Source organism: Pseudomonas sp. KBN12P06040, assembly GCF_037574965.1.
Lineage (GTDB): Bacteria > Pseudomonadota > Gammaproteobacteria > Pseudomonadales > Pseudomonadaceae > Pseudomonas > Pseudomonas aeruginosa.
Map to the genome: position 1 here is coordinate 2749517 of NZ_JBBELS010000001.1, position 14593 is coordinate 2764109.

The window sequence follows — 14593 nt, forward strand, 5'->3', positions numbered from 1 at the left end:
GCTGATACGGACCATGCGTAACGCATAAAAGTGTGTCACTTTTAGCGGCGCATCGACGTCGTAGAATGGAGCGGGCGCCGACCGCCAGGTCGGTGCCCGAAGCAACTCGGCACAAGGACTGGCTGACATGATTTCCGTCTATCAACTCAAACCGCGCTTTCAGAATCTTCTTCGTCCCGGCGTGCAGCGCCTCTACCAGCGCGGCATCACTGCCAACCAGGTGACCCTGGCGGCCTGCCTGCTGTCGCTGCTGGTCGGCGCGCTGGTCGCCGGTTTCGCCAGCCATCTCTGGCTGTTCGCCCTCGTTCCGCTGTGGATGTTCCTGCGCATGGCGCTGAACGCGGTGGACGGCATGCTCGCCCGCGAGTTCGGCCAGAAATCCGACTTGGGCGCCTACCTCAACGAACTCACCGACGTGATCGCCGACAGCGGCCTGTACCTGCCGTTCGCCCTGTTGCCGGGAGTCAATCCGCTGTGGGTGGTGCTGGTGGTGCTGCTGGCGGTGATCAGCGAATATGCCGGTGCGCTGGGCACCATGGTCGGCGCTTCGCGCCGCTACGACGGCCCGATGGGCAAGAGCGACCGGGCGCTGTGTTTCGGCGTGATCGGCGCCGGGGTGGCCAGCGGCCTGTTGCCGCTGGCCTGGATCGACTGGCTGATGTTGCTGATCGCGGCCCTGCTGCTGCTGACCATCGGCAACCGTGTGCGCCAGGGCCTGGCCGAGCTGGCCGCGAGTCGGCGGGGCCGCGACGAGCAGGCCTGAGCGGGAATGGGCGAACGCCATGGAGGTGGGCGCCCGCAGGAAGCAACCCCGCCGGGTTCCCGGCCGGGGCAACGACATAGGGACATCACATGCGCGACGTACAGGAATTGCGTTTCACCACCCACGACGGGGTAGAGCTCTTCTACCGCCACTGGCCGGCCAGCCGCCCGGCGCCGGACGGCACGCGCCAGGCGGTGTTGCTGTTCCACCGCGGCCATGAGCACTCCGGGCGGATCGCCCACCTGGTCGACGAACTCGACCTGCCGGAACACGACTTCTTCGCCTGGGACGCCCGTGGCCACGGCCTCTCGCCAGGCGCCCGCGGCGATAGCCCGAGCTTCGCCACCAGCGTGCGCGACGTACAGACCTTCGTCGACCATATCCAGGCCGTCCACGGTATCGCCGAAGAGCGGATGGCGGTGGTGGCGCAGAGCGTCGGCGCGGTGCTGGTTGCCACCTGGGCCCACGACTACGCGCCGAAGGTGCGCGCACTGGTGCTGGCTTCGCCGGCGTTCCAGGTCAAGCTCTACGTGCCGTTCGCCCGCAGCGGGCTGAAACTGATGCGCCTGTGGCGCGGCAATTTCTTCGTCAACAGCTATGTCAAGGCACGCTTCCTCAGTCACGACCCGCAGCGGATCGCCTCCTACGACAGCGACCCGCTGATCGCCAAGGCGATCTCGGTGAACGTCCTGCTCGGCCTCTACGAAGCTGCCGAGCGGGTGGTAGCGGACGCACAGGCGATCCAGATTCCCACCCAACTGCTGATTTCCGGGGCCGACTTCGTCGTCCATCGTGCGCCGCAGGAGCGCTTCTTCGAGCGTCTCGGCAGCCTGCGCAAGGAAAAGCACATCCTGCCCGGCTTCTTCCACGACACCCTTGGCGAGCGCGATCGTCACCTGGCCGTCGGCCGTGCCCGGCGCTTCCTCCTCGAGGCATTCGCCACGGTCCCAGAACGACCGAGCCTGCTCGATGCCGACCGCCTGGGTCATACCTGCGCCGAGGCCGAGGCGCTGGCCGCGCCGTTGCCGAAGAACTCGCCGCGCGATCTCTACTGGCGCGCCACCCGTGCCGGCCTGCGCCTGGGCAGCCTGTGGTCGGACGGGGTCAAGCTGGGCTTCGACACCGGTTTCGATTCCGGCAGCACCCTCGACTATGTCTACCGCAACCAGCCCAGCGGCAGCGGCCCGCTGGGTCGCCTGATCGACCGCAACTACCTGGACTCCATCGGCTGGCGCGGCATCCGCCAGCGCAAGCTGCACGCCGAGGATCTGCTGCGCCTGGCCATGCAGCGGTTGCGCGAGGAGCAGCGCGAGGTGCGCATCGTCGACATCGCCGCCGGCCACGGCCGCTACATCCTCGAAGCCCTGCAAGGCGTCGAGCCGCTGCCGGAAAGCATCCTCCTGCGCGACTACAGCGAGATCAACGTGCGTGACGGCAGCGCCCTGATCGAAAGCAAGGGCCTCGCCGGCATCGCCCGCTTCGTCAAGGGCGACGCCTTCGATCGCGCCGACCTGGCGGCGCTGCAACCGAAGCCGAGCCTCGGGGTGGTTTCCGGGCTCTACGAGCTGTTCGCCGACAACCGCATGGTCGGCGACTCCCTCGCCGGCCTCGGCGAGGCGTTGGAGGAGGGCGGCTACCTGGTCTACACCGGACAGCCCTGGCACCCGCAGCTGGAACTGATCGCCCGCGCGCTGACCAGCCACCGCCAGGGCCAGGCCTGGGTGATGCGGCGCCGGACCCAGGCGGAAATGGACCAACTGGTGGCCGCCGCCGGCTTCCGCAAGATCACCCAGCGGGTCGACCAGTGGGGCATCTTCAGCGTATCGCTGGCGCAGAAGGTCGCCCGCTGATGGCGCCGCGCGAGCCGGGGGTACTGAAGCGGGCGGTGCTCTGGCTGCTGTTCCTCGGCCCGTTCTTCTTCGCCAGCTATGGCCTGGCCAACTGGTTGACCAGCCAGCGCGGCGACGTCGGCAGCCTGGTCTTCGACTGGGAACGCGGGATGCCGCTGTGGCCCTGGACCATCCTGCCGTACTGGTCGATCGACCTGCTCTACGGCCTGTCGCTGTTGTTGCCGCGAGACAAGCGCGAGCTGGACACCCACTGCCTGCGCCTGCTCAGCGCCCAGGTGCTGTCGGTGACCTGCTTCCTGCTGTTCCCCCTGCGCTTCACCTTCGAACGGCCGGAACTGGGCGGCGTGTTCGGCTGGCTGTTCGACGTGCTGATGGGGTTCGACAAACCGTACAACCAGGCACCGTCGCTGCACATCGCCCTGCTGGTAGTGCTCTGGGTCTGCTACGCGCGCTACGCCAGCGGCGCCTGGCGCTGGCTGCTGCATGGCTGGTTCGCGCTGATCGGGCTGTCGGTGCTGACCACCTGGCAGCACCATTTCATCGACGTGCCCACCGGTGCGCTGGCCGGCTGGCTGTGCGTCTGGCTGTGGCCGCAGGCGCAGCCCGCGCCGTTCGCCCGCGCCAGCCTGAGCCGCGACCGGCAACGGCGGCGGCTGGCTGCTCGCTACGGCCTCGGCGCGCTGGCCTGCGCCGCCGTCGCCTTTGCCGTCGGTGGTGCGGCGTTGTGGCTGTGCTGGCCGGCGCTGGCGCTGGCGCTGGTGGCGCTGAACTACCTGCTGTTCGGCGCCGCCGGCTTCCAGAAGGGCAGCACTGGCCGCCTGAGCGCCGCCGCGCGTTGGCTGCTGGCGCCATATCTGCTTGCCGCGCGGATCAATGCCTGGCTCTGGACCCGTCGCCGGCCGCAGCCGGACGAGGTGCTGCCGGGCCTCTGGCTGGGGCGCCTGCCGTCGTCCGCGGAACTGGCCGACGGCCGCTTCCGCGCATTGCTCGACGCTACCGCCGAACTTTCCTGCGAGCCGCAGGGGCTGGCCTATCGCAGCCTGCCGTTGCTCGACCTGGTCGCGCCGGACGTCGGGGACTGCCGGCGCGCCGCCGCGCTGATCGACGAACTGCTGGCGCAAGGGCCGCTGCTGGTGGCCTGTGCCCTGGGCTATTCGCGCAGCGCCACGCTGGTCGCCGCCTGGCTGCTGCTCAGCGGCCGCGCGGCGGACGTCGAGTCGGCCGTGGCGGTGTTACGCCGGGCGCGACCGCAAGTGCTGCTGGGCGAGGCCCAGCGGCGGACCCTCGCGGCGCTGAGCGGGAGCGTGCCGGAGCCATCGGCGGAACTGGGCGAGGTGCGCCATGCCTGAGCAATCCCTGGCCCTGGTGGCGGCTCTGCTGCGCCGTGGCCGCGAGATCGACCGGCTGTCCGCCGCACTGACCCTGCTGGCCATCGGGCTGGGCCTGTACCAGGCCGTGCAGGGCATCGGCTGGCGCTATTTCGCTGCGGCGATGCTGGCGATCGCCATGCTCGGCCTGTGGCAGAAGTACTGGGCGCTGCGAGTGGCCCTGGACGCCGAACTGTTCGAACGTTTCAGCCGCGCCGGCGACAGGCTGGAGGCGCAGACCCAAGACCTGGACCGGGCCCTGGCCGACCTCGGCCTGGCCCGCGCGGACGCCGCGGAGCGCACCTGGAACCAGCGCAGCCGCGGCGCCCTGCGCCTGCTACGCTGGCAGGCGCTGGCCTGTGGCGCCCAGTTCCTGCTGGCCTTGTCGTGCCTGTTGTCGATCCCTCTATTCAACGCTCAAACCTGAAGAGTCTTCCCATGCTCGAATCAGTCGTCGCCTATGGCATCATCGCCGGCGCCCGCGCCATCACCGGCTTGCGCAGCCTCTGGCTGGGCACCACGCCGATCCCCAAGCAACGCATCTATTACGCCAACCACAGCAGCCATGGCGACTTCGTCCTGCTCTGGGCCTCGTTGCCGCCGGAGGTGCGGCGGCGTACCCGGCCGGTGGCGGGCGCCGACTACTGGAACAAGGCCGGCCTGCGCAGCTACGTGATCAACAAGGTGTTCAACGGCGTGCTGGTCGACCGCCAGCGCAGCGAGGCCAATGCCAATCCGCTCGAACCCCTCGACCGCGCCCTGGACGGCGGCGACTCGCTGATCATCTTCCCCGAGGGCACCCGCAACCTGGACGACGAGGTCAAGCTGTTGCCATTCAAGAGCGGTATCTACCACCTGTCCCTGGCCCACCCGGAGGTCGAGCTGGTGCCGGTCTGGCTGGCCAACCTCAACCGGGTCATGCCCAAGGGCCGCATGCTGCCGTTGCCGCTGCTCTGCACCCTGAGCTTCGGCAAGCCGCTGGTCGCCACGGCGGAAGAAGGCAAGGAGGCGTTCCTCGAACGAGCGCGCATGGCCCTGCTGGACCTGGCGCCGGAAGAGGAGGCCTGAGATGAACGAACAGACCTGGATGCTCTTCGGCGGGATCGGCGCGCTGCTGCTGCTCGCCTCGCTGGTCGGCTTCGTCCTCAAGTGGCGCGCCGGTCCCGGCCCGAACGCGGTGATCGACAACCTGAACGCGCGGATCAACGCCTGGTGGGCGATGGTCCTGGTGATCGGTTTCGCCTTCTGGCTCGGCCAGGCGGCGGTGATCCTGCTGTTCTATGGCGTGTCGTTCTACGCCCTGCGCGAGTTCATCACCCTCACCCCGACCCGGCGCAGCGACTACCCGGCGCTGGTGGCGGCGTTCTACTTCGTGCTGCCGATGCAGTACCTGCTGATCTACATCGACTGGTACAGCATGTTCTCGATCTTCATCCCGGTGTACGTGTTCCTGCTGTTGCCGATCCTCGCCTCGCTGGGCGGCGACACCAAGCACTTCCTCGAGCGCGCCTCGAAAGTGCAGTGGGGCCTGATGCTGGCGGTGTTCTGTATCTCCTTCGTGCCGGCGCTGCTGACCCTCGACATCCCCGGCTTCGAGGGGCGCAACCTGCTGCTGATCGCCTACCTGGTGATCGTCGTGCAGCTCTCCGACGTGATGCAGTACATCTGCGGCAAGCTGTTCGGCAAGCGCAAGATCGCTCCCAACCTGTCGCCGTCGAAGACCGTCGAAGGCTTCGTCGGCGGCATCGCCCTGGCCACCGCCATCGGCGCCTCGCTGTGGTGGATCACCCCGTTCAACCTCTGGCAGGCGGCGCTGATCGCGCTGCTGATCAACCTGCTGGGCTTCTTCGGCGGCCTGGTGATGTCGGCGATCAAGCGCGACCGCGGGGTCAAGGACTGGGGGCACATGATCGAAGGTCACGGTGGCATGCTCGACCGCCTGGACTCGGTGTGCTTCGCCGCGCCGATCTTCTTCCACGTGGTGCGCTACTGGTGGACGCCCTGAGGTTCGCCCGTCGCCGTTCCCCGCCGTGTAGGCAGCCAGGAAATTGCGAGCGATAGAGACCCGTAGGGCGGATACCGCCACAGGCGGTATCCGCCGAAACCCCGGATAAGCGGCGGATAACCGCAAGCGGTGATTCGCCCTACAACCAGGCTCCGGCATATGGAGACGTGACCGCAGCTTCACTGTCTCAGAGATTGACCAGGCGCATGCCTTCCTCGCTATAGCGACTGCCGGCGACCGCCTCGGCGGGGAAGATCGCATCCAGCTCGGCCAGTTCCGCCGCGCTCAGGCGCAGTTCCGTCGCGGCGACGTTCTCCTCCAGGTAGCGCCGCTGCTTGGTGCCGGGAATCGGGATCAGGTCATCGCCCTGCGCCAGCACCCAGGCCAGCGCCAGTTGCGAGGGTTTCACGCCCTTGGCCGCGGCCAGTTCGCCGACCTTGTCCACCAGCTTCAGGTTCTTCGCGAAGTTCTCGCCCTGGAAGCGCGGGCTGAAACGACGGTAATCGTCGGCGGCGAAGTCTTCCGGGCGCTTCAGGGTGCCGGTAAGGAAACCTCGGCCCAGCGGGCTGTAGGGGACGAAGGCGATGCCCAGGCGACGGCAGGCGGCGAGCACCCCGGTGTCCTCCGGATCGCGAGTCCACAGCGAGTACTCGCTCTGCAACGCGCTGATCGGGTGCACCCGGTGGGCACGTTCGAGGGTTTCCGCCGAGGCTTCGCTGAGGCCGATGTGGCGGATCTTGCCGGCCTTCACCAGGTCGGCGAGGGCGCCGACGCTGTCCTCGATGGGCACCTGCGGGTCCATGCGGTGCTGATAGTAAAGGTCCAGGCGGTCGGTACCGAGGCGCTTCAGGCTGCCTTCGATGGCGCGGCGGATATACGCCGGGCTGCCGTCGACGCCGCGCGCCTGGGGATTGGCAGGGTCGCGGACGATGCCGAACTTGCTGGCCAGGAACACCTGCTCGCGTTTGCCGCGCAGGGCCTCGCCGAGCAGTTCCTCGTTGCTGTGCGGGCCGTACATGTCGGCGGTATCGAAGAAGTTCAGCCCGAGTTCCACGGCGCGATGCAGGGTGGCGATGGCCTCCTGGCGGTCGCCGCCGGTGGTGTAGAAGTCGGTCATGCCCATGCAGCCGAGGCCGATGGCGGAGACGGAAGGGCCGTTGTGGCCGAGTTGACGGGTTTTCATGTGTCGAGCCTCGCGGGAGGGAAGGAAAACGCCGTCATTCTTCGCTCCGCATTGGCCTGGATAAAGCCCATAATTACGGTTTTACCATTCGTATTTTCCAAATAATCGAGGACGTCCGATGGATCGTTTCCAGGCCATGCAGGCCTTCACCCGCATCGTCGAGCTGGGCGCCTTCGGCAAGGCCGCGGACAGCCTGGAGCTGCCGCGCGCCAGCGTGACCCAGGCGATCCAGCAACTGGAGGCGCACCTTGGCGTGCAGTTGCTGCAGCGCACCACCCGCCAGGTCAGCCTGACCCTCGACGGGCAGGCCTACTACGAGCGTTGCGTGCGCCTGCTGGCGGACCTGGAGGAGGCGGAAAGCTGCTTTCCACGCGTCCTGAACAACCCGCGCGGGCGCTTGCGGGTCGACCTGCCGGGCGCACTGGGGCGGATGCGGGTGATTCCGTTCCTGCCGGAGTTCTGCGAGCGCTACCCGGAACTGGAGCTGCAGTTGAGCAGCAACGATCGCCTGGTCGACCTGCTGCGCGAGGGTGCGGACTGCGTGCTGCGGGTCGGCGAGCTGCACGATTCCAGCCTGGTCGGCCGGCACCTGGCCGACCTGCCGCAGGTGACCTGCGCCAGCGCCGCCTACCTGGAGCGTCATGGCCATCCGCGGCAGCTCGCCGAACTCGGCGGGCACCTCGCGGTGAACTACCAGTCGCCTTCCAGCGGGCGTACCGCCGACTTCGAGTTCAGCGTCGACGGGCGCCTACGCACGCTGCCGATGCGCAGCCGGGTCAGCGTCAACAACGCCGATGCCTACGTCGCCGCCTGCCGGGCCGGGCTCGGGCTGATCCAGGCGCCGCACTATCACGTCGCCGCCGGCCTGGCCGACGGCAGCCTCCGACAAGTGCTCGGCGAATGGTTGCCGCCATCGCTGCCGCTGCATGCCGTGTATCCCTCGCAGCGCCAGTTGTCGCCGCGGGTGAGGGTGTTCGTCGACTGGCTGGTGGAACTGTTCGGTCGCCAGGCGGCCGGCGAGACGCAATGAGACGCAGGCTTCCTGGTGAAGATTTTTCTCGATTTCGCCGGGATAACCTCGTTAGGATCGGCAGCCTTGGCCTGTCGAGCAGGGATGTTCGTCCGAGTTCCGGATGCCCACTGCCGCCAGGCCGCATTCATTCGAACAAGAATAAGGATCGCTGATGGAAAGCTTGCAGAAGTGGGTGGTCGACCTGAACGGCGTGGTCTGGGGGCCGTTGATGCTGGTGCTGATTCTCGGCACCGGCCTGTACCTGATGCTGGGGTTGAAGTTCATGCCCCTGGTGCGCCTGGGAGTCGGCTTTCGCCTGCTCTGGCAGGGGCGTAGCAAGGATGACGAGAGCAGCGGCGAGATCAGCCCGTTCCAGGCGCTGATGACCTGCCTGGCGGCCACCGTCGGTACCGGCAACATCGCCGGGGTGGCCACGGCGATCTTCCTCGGCGGCCCGGGCGCGCTGTTCTGGATGTGGTGCACCGCGCTGGTGGGAATGGCCACCAAGTTCTCCGAAGTGGTGCTGGCGGTGCACTACCGCGAGAAGGATGAGCGCAACGAACACGTCGGCGGTCCGATGTATGCCATCAAGAACGGTCTGGGCAAGCGCTGGGCCTGGCTCGGCGCGGCCTTCGCGCTGTTCGGCGGGCTCGCCGGCTTCGGTATCGGCAACATGGTCCAGGTCAACAGCATGGCCGATGCCCTGGAGGTTTCCTTCGGCGTGCCCGACTGGGTCACCGGGGTCGCCACCATGCTCGTCACCGGGCTGGTGATCCTTGGCGGCATCCGCCGTATCGGCAAGGTCGCCGAAGCCCTGGTGCCGTTCATGTGCGTCGGCTACATCGTCGCCTCGGTGATCGTCCTGGTGGTCCATGCCGAGGCGATTCCCGGCGCGTTCCAACTGATCTTCACCCACGCCTTCACGCCGATCGCCGCCACCGGCGGCTTCGCCGGCGCAGCGGTGATGGCGGCAATCCGTTTCGGCGTCGCACGCGGGATCTTCTCCAACGAGGCTGGCCTCGGCACCGCCGGCATCGCCCAGGCCGCCGGCACGACCCATAGCGCGGTGCGTTCGGGCCTGATCGGTATGCTCGGCACCTTCATCGATACCCTGATCATCTGCAGCCTGACCGGCCTGGCGATCATCACCTCGGGCGTCTGGACCAGCGGCGCCAGCGGCGCGGCGCTGTCCTCGGCGGCGTTCGAGGCGGCGATGCCGGGCGTCGGCCACTACATCCTGTCGTTGGCCCTGGTGGTGTTCGCCTATACCACCATCCTCGGCTGGAGCTACTACGGCGAGCGCTGCTGGGAGTACCTGGTGGGCACCCGGGCGATCCTGCCGTTCCGGATCGTCTGGACCCTGGCGATTCCGTTCGGCGCCATGACCCAGCTGGACTTCGCCTGGCTGGTGGCGGATACCCTCAACGCGCTGATGGCGATTCCCAACCTGATCGCCTTGCTGCTACTGAGTCCGGTGGTGTTCCGCCTGACCCGGGAGTATTTCGCCAAGGCCAGGAGTTGAGCCTCGGGGGACGGCGACGCTCAAACCCGAGGTTTTCGCTCGGGTAAAGCGTGCTAGCATCGTCGCCGGCCCCGAATGCTTCCGCTGCCGGCCACAGGGCCGGCGGCTTCTCACTGACTAGAAGGATCAACGCAATGGCTCAAGTGACTCTCAAGGGCAACCCGGTCAACGTCGATGGCCAGCTCCCGCAGAAAGGCGCCCAGGCTCCGGCCTTCAGCCTGGTCGGCGGCGACCTCGCCGACGTGACCCTGGAAAACTTCGCCGGCAAGCGCAAGGTGCTGAACATCTTCCCCAGCGTCGACACCCCGACCTGCGCCACCTCGGTGCGCAAGTTCAACGTCGAGGCCGGCAAGCTGGCCAACACCGTGGTGCTGTGCATCTCCGCCGACCTGCCGTTCGCGCAGAAGCGCTTCTGCGGCGCCGAAGGCCTGGAGAACGTAGTCAACCTGTCGACCCTGCGCGGTCGCGAGTTCCTCGAGAACTATGGCGTGGCCATCGCCAGCGGCCCGCTGGCCGGCCTGGCCGCGCGCGCCGTGGTGGTGCTCGACGAGCAGAACAAGGTGCTGCACAGCGAACTGGTCGGCGAAATCGCCGACGAGCCGAACTACGCGGCGGCCCTGGCGGCTCTCTGAGCCCCACGGCCAACCCGCTTCGTCCCATGACCGTCGGCCAGGCTGGCTGGTAACGGGCGAACCCGATTCCCTTGGCTGCTCGCCTCGGGCCATGAGCAGGGCGGATAATCGCAGCGCGGTCATCCGCCCTGCGTCGCAGAGACGCAGCGCTAGCGCATGGCGACCTGGTGGCGCCGGCTGACGCTGGCGAAGGCGCTCCGGAACGCCTGCATCTCTTCCTCGCTGCCTACCGTCACACGGACCCAGTTGGGCCAGGAGGCCCACGGGCGGCCAACGTGCACCCGCTGTTTCTCCAGTTCGGCGATGACCAGCTCGGCGGGACGGCGCATATCCACCATGAAACAGTTGGACTGCGAGGCGGTGCAGCGGAAGCCCTGCTGGCGCAGCCAGGCGATGGTGCGCTCGCGGACCTCTGCGTTCTGCTGCTTGCGCCGTGGCACCAGATCGTCGTCACGCAGGCTTTCCAGCCCGGCGTGGGCGGTCGGCGAGGGCACCACGTTGTGGCCGCCGAAGCGCTCCAGCCGCGCCAGCAGCTGCGGATGCCCGATGGCCAGGCCGAGCCGGGCGCCGGCCATCCCGTAGAGTTTCGAGAAGGTACGCAGGACCAGCACATCCTGGCGCTGGACGGCCAGGCCAACGACGCTGGGTGCGTCGGAAAAATGGATATACGCCTCGTCGACCAGCACCACGCTGCGCTCGGGCTTGCGTTCGATCGCCCTGACGATCCGCTCGTACGGGGTGAGGGTGCCGGTCGGGTTGTTCGGGTTGCAGATATAGATCAGCCCGGCGTCGCGTTGCGCGGCGGCGAGCATGCGCTCGATGTCGTGGGCCGCCTCGGCGTCCAGCGGCACGGCAGCGACCTTCGCCCCCTGGGCCTGGGCGGCGCCGAGCACGGAGTCGTAGGAGGGATCGGCCATGACCAGGCTGCGCTCCTTGCCGGTGAACGCCGCGACGGCGTATTGCAGCGGCTGGCGCGAGCCGCAGTAGGCATGCACGGATTCGGCGGGGATGCCGTTCTGTTTGGCGAACAGGCCGACCAGGGCGTCCTGCGCGTCGTAGTCGTAGCGGCCGCAGAGCGCGGCCGCCTGCTGCATGGCGGCCCTGGCCTTGGCGGAGGGGCCGTAGGGGCTTTCGTTGAAATCCAGGAAGGTCTCTTGCGGCTTCCCGGCGGCGCTTGTCGCGCCGCTCCCGGCGAAGGCTCGCGGGCTCAGCAGGATGCTGCTGGAGGCCAGGGCGGTCAGGGTCACGAACGAACGACGACTCAAAGCGGGCATAGCTTCACCTCCGTGTACCGAATGGGATATGCGTGCGGTGGGTTCCTCTCGGGCGTGTGTCACCAGAGTGGAGAACGAGGAGGGAGCCGGTCCGTTTATGGTGGCGTGATAATGGCGCCAGAATATCGGCGGGTGTTCTTCGGATTGCGCACGCGGCGCTCCCGGGCGGCGAACCGCCGGGGAGCGCCGCGCGGGCTCAGAGCGTGAGGGTGAAGCGCCCGGTCAACGCGCCCGGCAGGTGCATCGAGTCGGTCTGGCGTTCGCCGTAGGTATTGCTGGACAGGCGCAGTTCGCGCTCGTGGCTGAGGTCTTCCAGGTGGGCGCCGAGGAAGCTGTACAGGCTGTCGTCGAAGCGCATGGTGCTGACCGGCGCCCGGATCTGGCCGTTCTCCACCCAGAAGGTGGCGAAGCGGGTCATTCCGGTCAGGCGCGCGGCGGGCATGTCCGAGTAGTTCAGGTACCACAGGTTGCCGATGTACAGGCCGGTATCCAGGGCCTCGAGGATGCGCGCCTGCTCCAGGCTGCCGCCGGCCATGTCCAGCGCCGTGGGCGCCTCGTTGGCGCCGGCGCCATTGGCTACCAGGCCGTATTCGCGGGCGCTGCGCGAACTCACCAGGCGTCCGCTCAGGCGGCCGTTGCCGACCAGTTCGACCTCGGCGCGCGGCGAGCCTTCCGCGCTGAATGCCGGGGAGGGCGAGGTGGCAGGGCGCTCGGCGAGGTTCAGCAGCGGGCTGAGCAGGGCGTCGCCGTTCTGCAGGCGTTGCAGGGGGCTTTCGCCGGTAGCCAGGGCGCGTGCGGAGAAACCGCCCCAGCAGAGCATCTGCATGACTTCTTCGAGCGCCGCCGGCGCCAGGTAGGCGCGGTAGTCGCCGGGGCGCAACTGGCGCAGCGGCTTGCCCAGGTGGCCGAGCTGCTCCCGGGCTTGTTCGAAGCGCCGGGCGAAGGCTTCGTCGTCCCAGCGCTGGCCGGCGTAGTCGGCCTTCACCGCCTGGCCGTTGCCGTGGAACAGGCTCCAGTCGAAGTTGAAGCTGCTGCCGGCATGCCAGCCGAAGGCGCCCCAGGAGTTGGCGAAGCCACGGAACAGCGGTCCGGCGGCATAGATGCCGACCAGGTCGAGGTCGCGCGCCCGGCGTTCGAGGCTGGCCAGCAGCGCGCCGCTGTCGGGCGCTGCGCCGAGGTCCTGGTTCTCTCGCTGCCAGGCCGAGGTGTCGAGCAGCAGATAGGGATCGGCGGGAATCCAGGCCAGGCTCTGGCGCAGTTGTCGAAGGCCTTCGACCAGACGCTGGCGGTCTTCTTCCGGCGCGCCGGAGAGCGTCAGGTCGAGGCTCGCCTGGCGTTCGTCGCGGATCAGCCGGAGCAGCGCGCTGGCCTGGCGCACCCGACCGGCCTGGCGCACCCGCGCCCGGTTGAAGCGGATGAACTCGGAGTCCTCGGCGCTGTACCAGAGGGTGAAGTCCTCGCCCTCGGCCAGATGCCGGCGCAGGTCCTCGGCGAGGGCTTCGAAATGCTGTCTCTGGTGCATCAGGCGTCTCCCCCGAATACGTCCACATCGCTGAATACGCAGGCTGGCGAGGCGTGGCCGACACGGATCACCTGGTTCGGCTCGCCCTTGCCGCAGTAGGGCGTGCCGAGCACCTCGAAGGTGCCGGCGTCGCCCACCGCGCTGAGGTTGCGCCAGAACTGCGCGGAGATGCCCCGGTAGTTGGGGTTCTTCACCACGCCCTTGAGTTCGCCGTCCTCGATCAACTGGCCCCATTCGCAGCCGAACTGGAACTTGTTGCGTGCGTCGTCGATCGACCAGGAGCGGTTGTAGGACATCAGCACCCCGCGCTCGATACCGCCCACCAGTTGGGCGAAGCTCTTGTCGCCGGGCTCCAGGTTGAGATTGGCCATGCGGTCGATGGGCGCGCGGTTCCAACTGCTGGCGCGGCTGTTGGCGACGCCCTCCAGGCCGCTGCGGTGTTGTGACAGGGCGCCGCCGAGCGGGCGCAGCAGGCGGCCTTCGCGGATCAGGTATTCCTTGCGCGCGGGGCTGCCGTCGTCGTCCTGGCGGTAGCTGGCCAGCTCCTCGGGGATTTCCGGGTCGAAGCTGACGTTGAGCAGGCTGGAGCCGTACTGGTAGCGACCGAAGTCCTCGGTCTTGATGAAGCTGGTACCGGCGTAGTTGCGCTCGTCGCCGAGGATGCGATCCAGCTCCAGCGGGTGGCCGATCGACTCGTGGATCTGCAGGATCATCTGGTCCGGCATCAGCAGCAGGTCGCAACGGCCGCTCGGGGTGTTCGGCGCCGCCAGCAGTTGCAGGGCCTGGTCGGCGATGCGCGGCGCGGCGCCGACCAGGCCGAGGCGCTCGATCACTTCGGCGCCGCCCTGCTGGCCGGCATGGTGGCCGCCGAAACTGCGGGTCTGGCTGTCATGGCCGTCGTAGGCGGTGACGCTGGCGCCGGGATAGACGAAGCGCTGCTCGTGGTATTGCTCGGCGCCGGCGCTGTTCAGGTAGAGCTGTTCCTGGCGGCTGACTTCGAGGAATACGCTCCAGTTCACCAGGCGCTCGTCGCGCGGCACCTTGGCGGACTCCTCGGCGAGCAGTTCGTAGCACTCGGCGAGGGAGGGGAAAGGGGCGTCCTGGTTCGGCGAGCGATACTGCGAGCGGCCGCTTGCCGGCGGCAATCCGCGGACGTCGAACAGGGCGTGCCGGGCGATCCGCTCGGCTTGCCGTTCGGCCTGCTCCAGGGCGGCCTGCAGGCCGGCCGCGGAGAGATCGTTGGTGGCGGCGTAGGCTTCCACGCCGTTCAGCCGTACGCAGAGCATGGCGCCGCGGTCCTGGCTGAAGTGCGGCGGTTCGCTGACGTTGCGGCGCACCGAGAGGTACTCGCCGCTACGCTGGACGTAGCGCAAGGAGTGGAATTCGGCGCGACTGCGGAGCGCCGCGAAGCGGTGTTTCAACGGGTCGATCATCTGTGCGTCCCTGGCCGATTGCGGAGTGGG

13 protein-coding genes are annotated in these 14593 nt (G+C 68.1%); 9 read left to right on the forward strand and 4 right to left on the reverse strand.

The window, feature by feature from the left end; all coding sequences use genetic code 11:
• The first annotated feature begins 127 nt into the window (after positions 1-127).
• The 6 genes from VQ067_RS13140 to VQ067_RS13165 all read left to right on the forward strand — a co-directional run bounded on the left by VQ067_RS13140 (position 128) and on the right by VQ067_RS13165 (position 5985).
• Positions 128-763: a CDP-alcohol phosphatidyltransferase family protein gene (locus tag VQ067_RS13140; protein ID WP_003139074.1), complete on the forward strand. Its 636-nt coding sequence runs from the start codon at positions 128-130 to the stop codon at positions 761-763.
• A gap of 89 nt (positions 764-852) precedes the next feature.
• Positions 853-2613: a bifunctional alpha/beta hydrolase/class I SAM-dependent methyltransferase gene (locus VQ067_RS13145; RefSeq protein ID WP_023091703.1), complete on the forward strand. Its 1761-nt coding sequence runs from the start codon at positions 853-855 to the stop codon at positions 2611-2613.
• Positions 2613-3962 (forward strand): phosphatase PAP2/dual specificity phosphatase family protein, encoded by a 1350-nt coding sequence (locus VQ067_RS13150; protein WP_023091704.1) that lies wholly within the window; start codon positions 2613-2615, stop codon positions 3960-3962. Before VQ067_RS13145 ends, VQ067_RS13150 begins: the two co-directional genes overlap by 1 nt.
• Positions 3955-4407, forward strand: a complete 453-nt coding sequence (locus VQ067_RS13155; protein ID WP_033991007.1) for a hypothetical protein — start codon at positions 3955-3957, stop codon at positions 4405-4407. The genes VQ067_RS13150 and VQ067_RS13155 overlap by 8 nt, the downstream gene beginning before the upstream one ends.
• Before the next feature lie 11 nt (positions 4408-4418).
• Positions 4419-5048, forward strand: coding sequence for a lysophospholipid acyltransferase family protein (locus VQ067_RS13160; protein WP_023091706.1), 630 nt, complete (start codon positions 4419-4421; stop codon positions 5046-5048).
• Position 5049: 1 nt separating this feature from the next.
• Positions 5050-5985 carry a phosphatidate cytidylyltransferase gene (locus VQ067_RS13165; RefSeq protein ID WP_003089962.1) on the forward strand — a complete coding sequence of 312 codons (936 nt, stop codon included), beginning with the start codon at positions 5050-5052 and terminating at the stop codon, positions 5983-5985.
• Positions 5986-6172: 187 nt separating this feature from the next.
• On the opposite strand, the gene VQ067_RS13170 is transcribed toward VQ067_RS13165, so the two are convergent.
• Complete coding sequence (locus VQ067_RS13170; RefSeq protein WP_003089960.1) at positions 6173-7168, reverse strand: aldo/keto reductase; 996 nt, start codon at positions 7166-7168, stop codon at positions 6173-6175.
• A 118-nt stretch (positions 7169-7286) separates the two neighbouring features.
• On the opposite strand from VQ067_RS13170, the gene VQ067_RS13175 reads away from it, so the two are divergent.
• The 3 genes from VQ067_RS13175 (at position 7287) to tpx (ending at position 10334) form a co-directional block, all read left to right on the forward strand.
• Positions 7287-8198 (forward strand): LysR family transcriptional regulator, encoded by a 912-nt coding sequence (locus tag VQ067_RS13175; RefSeq protein ID WP_009314146.1) that lies wholly within the window; start codon positions 7287-7289, stop codon positions 8196-8198.
• Positions 8199-8352: 154 nt separating this feature from the next.
• Positions 8353-9702, forward strand: a complete 1350-nt coding sequence (locus tag VQ067_RS13180) for an alanine/glycine:cation symporter family protein (RefSeq protein ID WP_003089954.1) — start codon at positions 8353-8355, stop codon at positions 9700-9702.
• Between the two features lie 134 nt (positions 9703-9836).
• Entirely contained in the window at positions 9837-10334 is a 498-nt protein-coding gene (tpx, locus tag VQ067_RS13185) for a thiol peroxidase (RefSeq protein WP_003089950.1), read from the forward strand.
• Between the two features lie 149 nt (positions 10335-10483).
• Here tpx and ptaA read toward each other — a convergent pair whose 3' ends face one another.
• From ptaA to VQ067_RS13200, 3 genes are all read right to left on the reverse strand, one after another.
• Entirely contained in the window at positions 10484-11608 is a 1125-nt protein-coding gene (gene ptaA, locus VQ067_RS13190) for a pyoverdine biosynthesis transaminase PtaA (RefSeq protein ID WP_023111719.1), read from the reverse strand.
• A 196-nt stretch (positions 11609-11804) separates the two neighbouring features.
• On the reverse strand, positions 11805-13130 hold the full coding sequence (locus tag VQ067_RS13195) for a TldD/PmbA family protein (protein ID WP_003089937.1): 1326 nt from the start codon (positions 13128-13130) through the stop codon (positions 11805-11807).
• Positions 13130-14563, reverse strand: coding sequence for a TldD/PmbA family protein (locus tag VQ067_RS13200; protein WP_003131289.1), 1434 nt, complete (start codon positions 14561-14563; stop codon positions 13130-13132). The genes VQ067_RS13195 and VQ067_RS13200 overlap by 1 nt, the downstream gene beginning before the upstream one ends.
• Positions 14564-14593 lie beyond the last annotated feature (30 nt).

Coding starts and splice junctions, on each gene's coding strand:
- VQ067_RS13140 (WP_003139074.1), top strand. CDS start 128: ATGATTTCCGTCTATCAACTCAAACCGCGCTTTCAGAATCTTCTTCGT.
- VQ067_RS13145 (WP_023091703.1), top strand. CDS start 853: ATGCGCGACGTACAGGAATTGCGTTTCACCACCCACGACGGGGTAGAG.
- VQ067_RS13150 (WP_023091704.1), top strand. CDS start 2,613: ATGGCGCCGCGCGAGCCGGGGGTACTGAAGCGGGCGGTGCTCTGGCTG.
- VQ067_RS13155 (WP_033991007.1), top strand. CDS start 3,955: ATGCCTGAGCAATCCCTGGCCCTGGTGGCGGCTCTGCTGCGCCGTGGC.
- VQ067_RS13160 (WP_023091706.1), top strand. CDS start 4,419: ATGCTCGAATCAGTCGTCGCCTATGGCATCATCGCCGGCGCCCGCGCC.
- VQ067_RS13165 (WP_003089962.1), top strand. CDS start 5,050: ATGAACGAACAGACCTGGATGCTCTTCGGCGGGATCGGCGCGCTGCTG.
- VQ067_RS13170 (WP_003089960.1), bottom strand. CDS start 7,168: ATGAAAACCCGTCAACTCGGCCACAACGGCCCTTCCGTCTCCGCCATC.
- VQ067_RS13175 (WP_009314146.1), top strand. CDS start 7,287: ATGGATCGTTTCCAGGCCATGCAGGCCTTCACCCGCATCGTCGAGCTG.
- VQ067_RS13180 (WP_003089954.1), top strand. CDS start 8,353: ATGGAAAGCTTGCAGAAGTGGGTGGTCGACCTGAACGGCGTGGTCTGG.
- tpx (WP_003089950.1), top strand. CDS start 9,837: ATGGCTCAAGTGACTCTCAAGGGCAACCCGGTCAACGTCGATGGCCAG.
- ptaA (WP_023111719.1), bottom strand. CDS start 11,608: ATGCCCGCTTTGAGTCGTCGTTCGTTCGTGACCCTGACCGCCCTGGCC.
- VQ067_RS13195 (WP_003089937.1), bottom strand. CDS start 13,130: ATGCACCAGAGACAGCATTTCGAAGCCCTCGCCGAGGACCTGCGCCGG.
- VQ067_RS13200 (WP_003131289.1), bottom strand. CDS start 14,563: ATGATCGACCCGTTGAAACACCGCTTCGCGGCGCTCCGCAGTCGCGCC.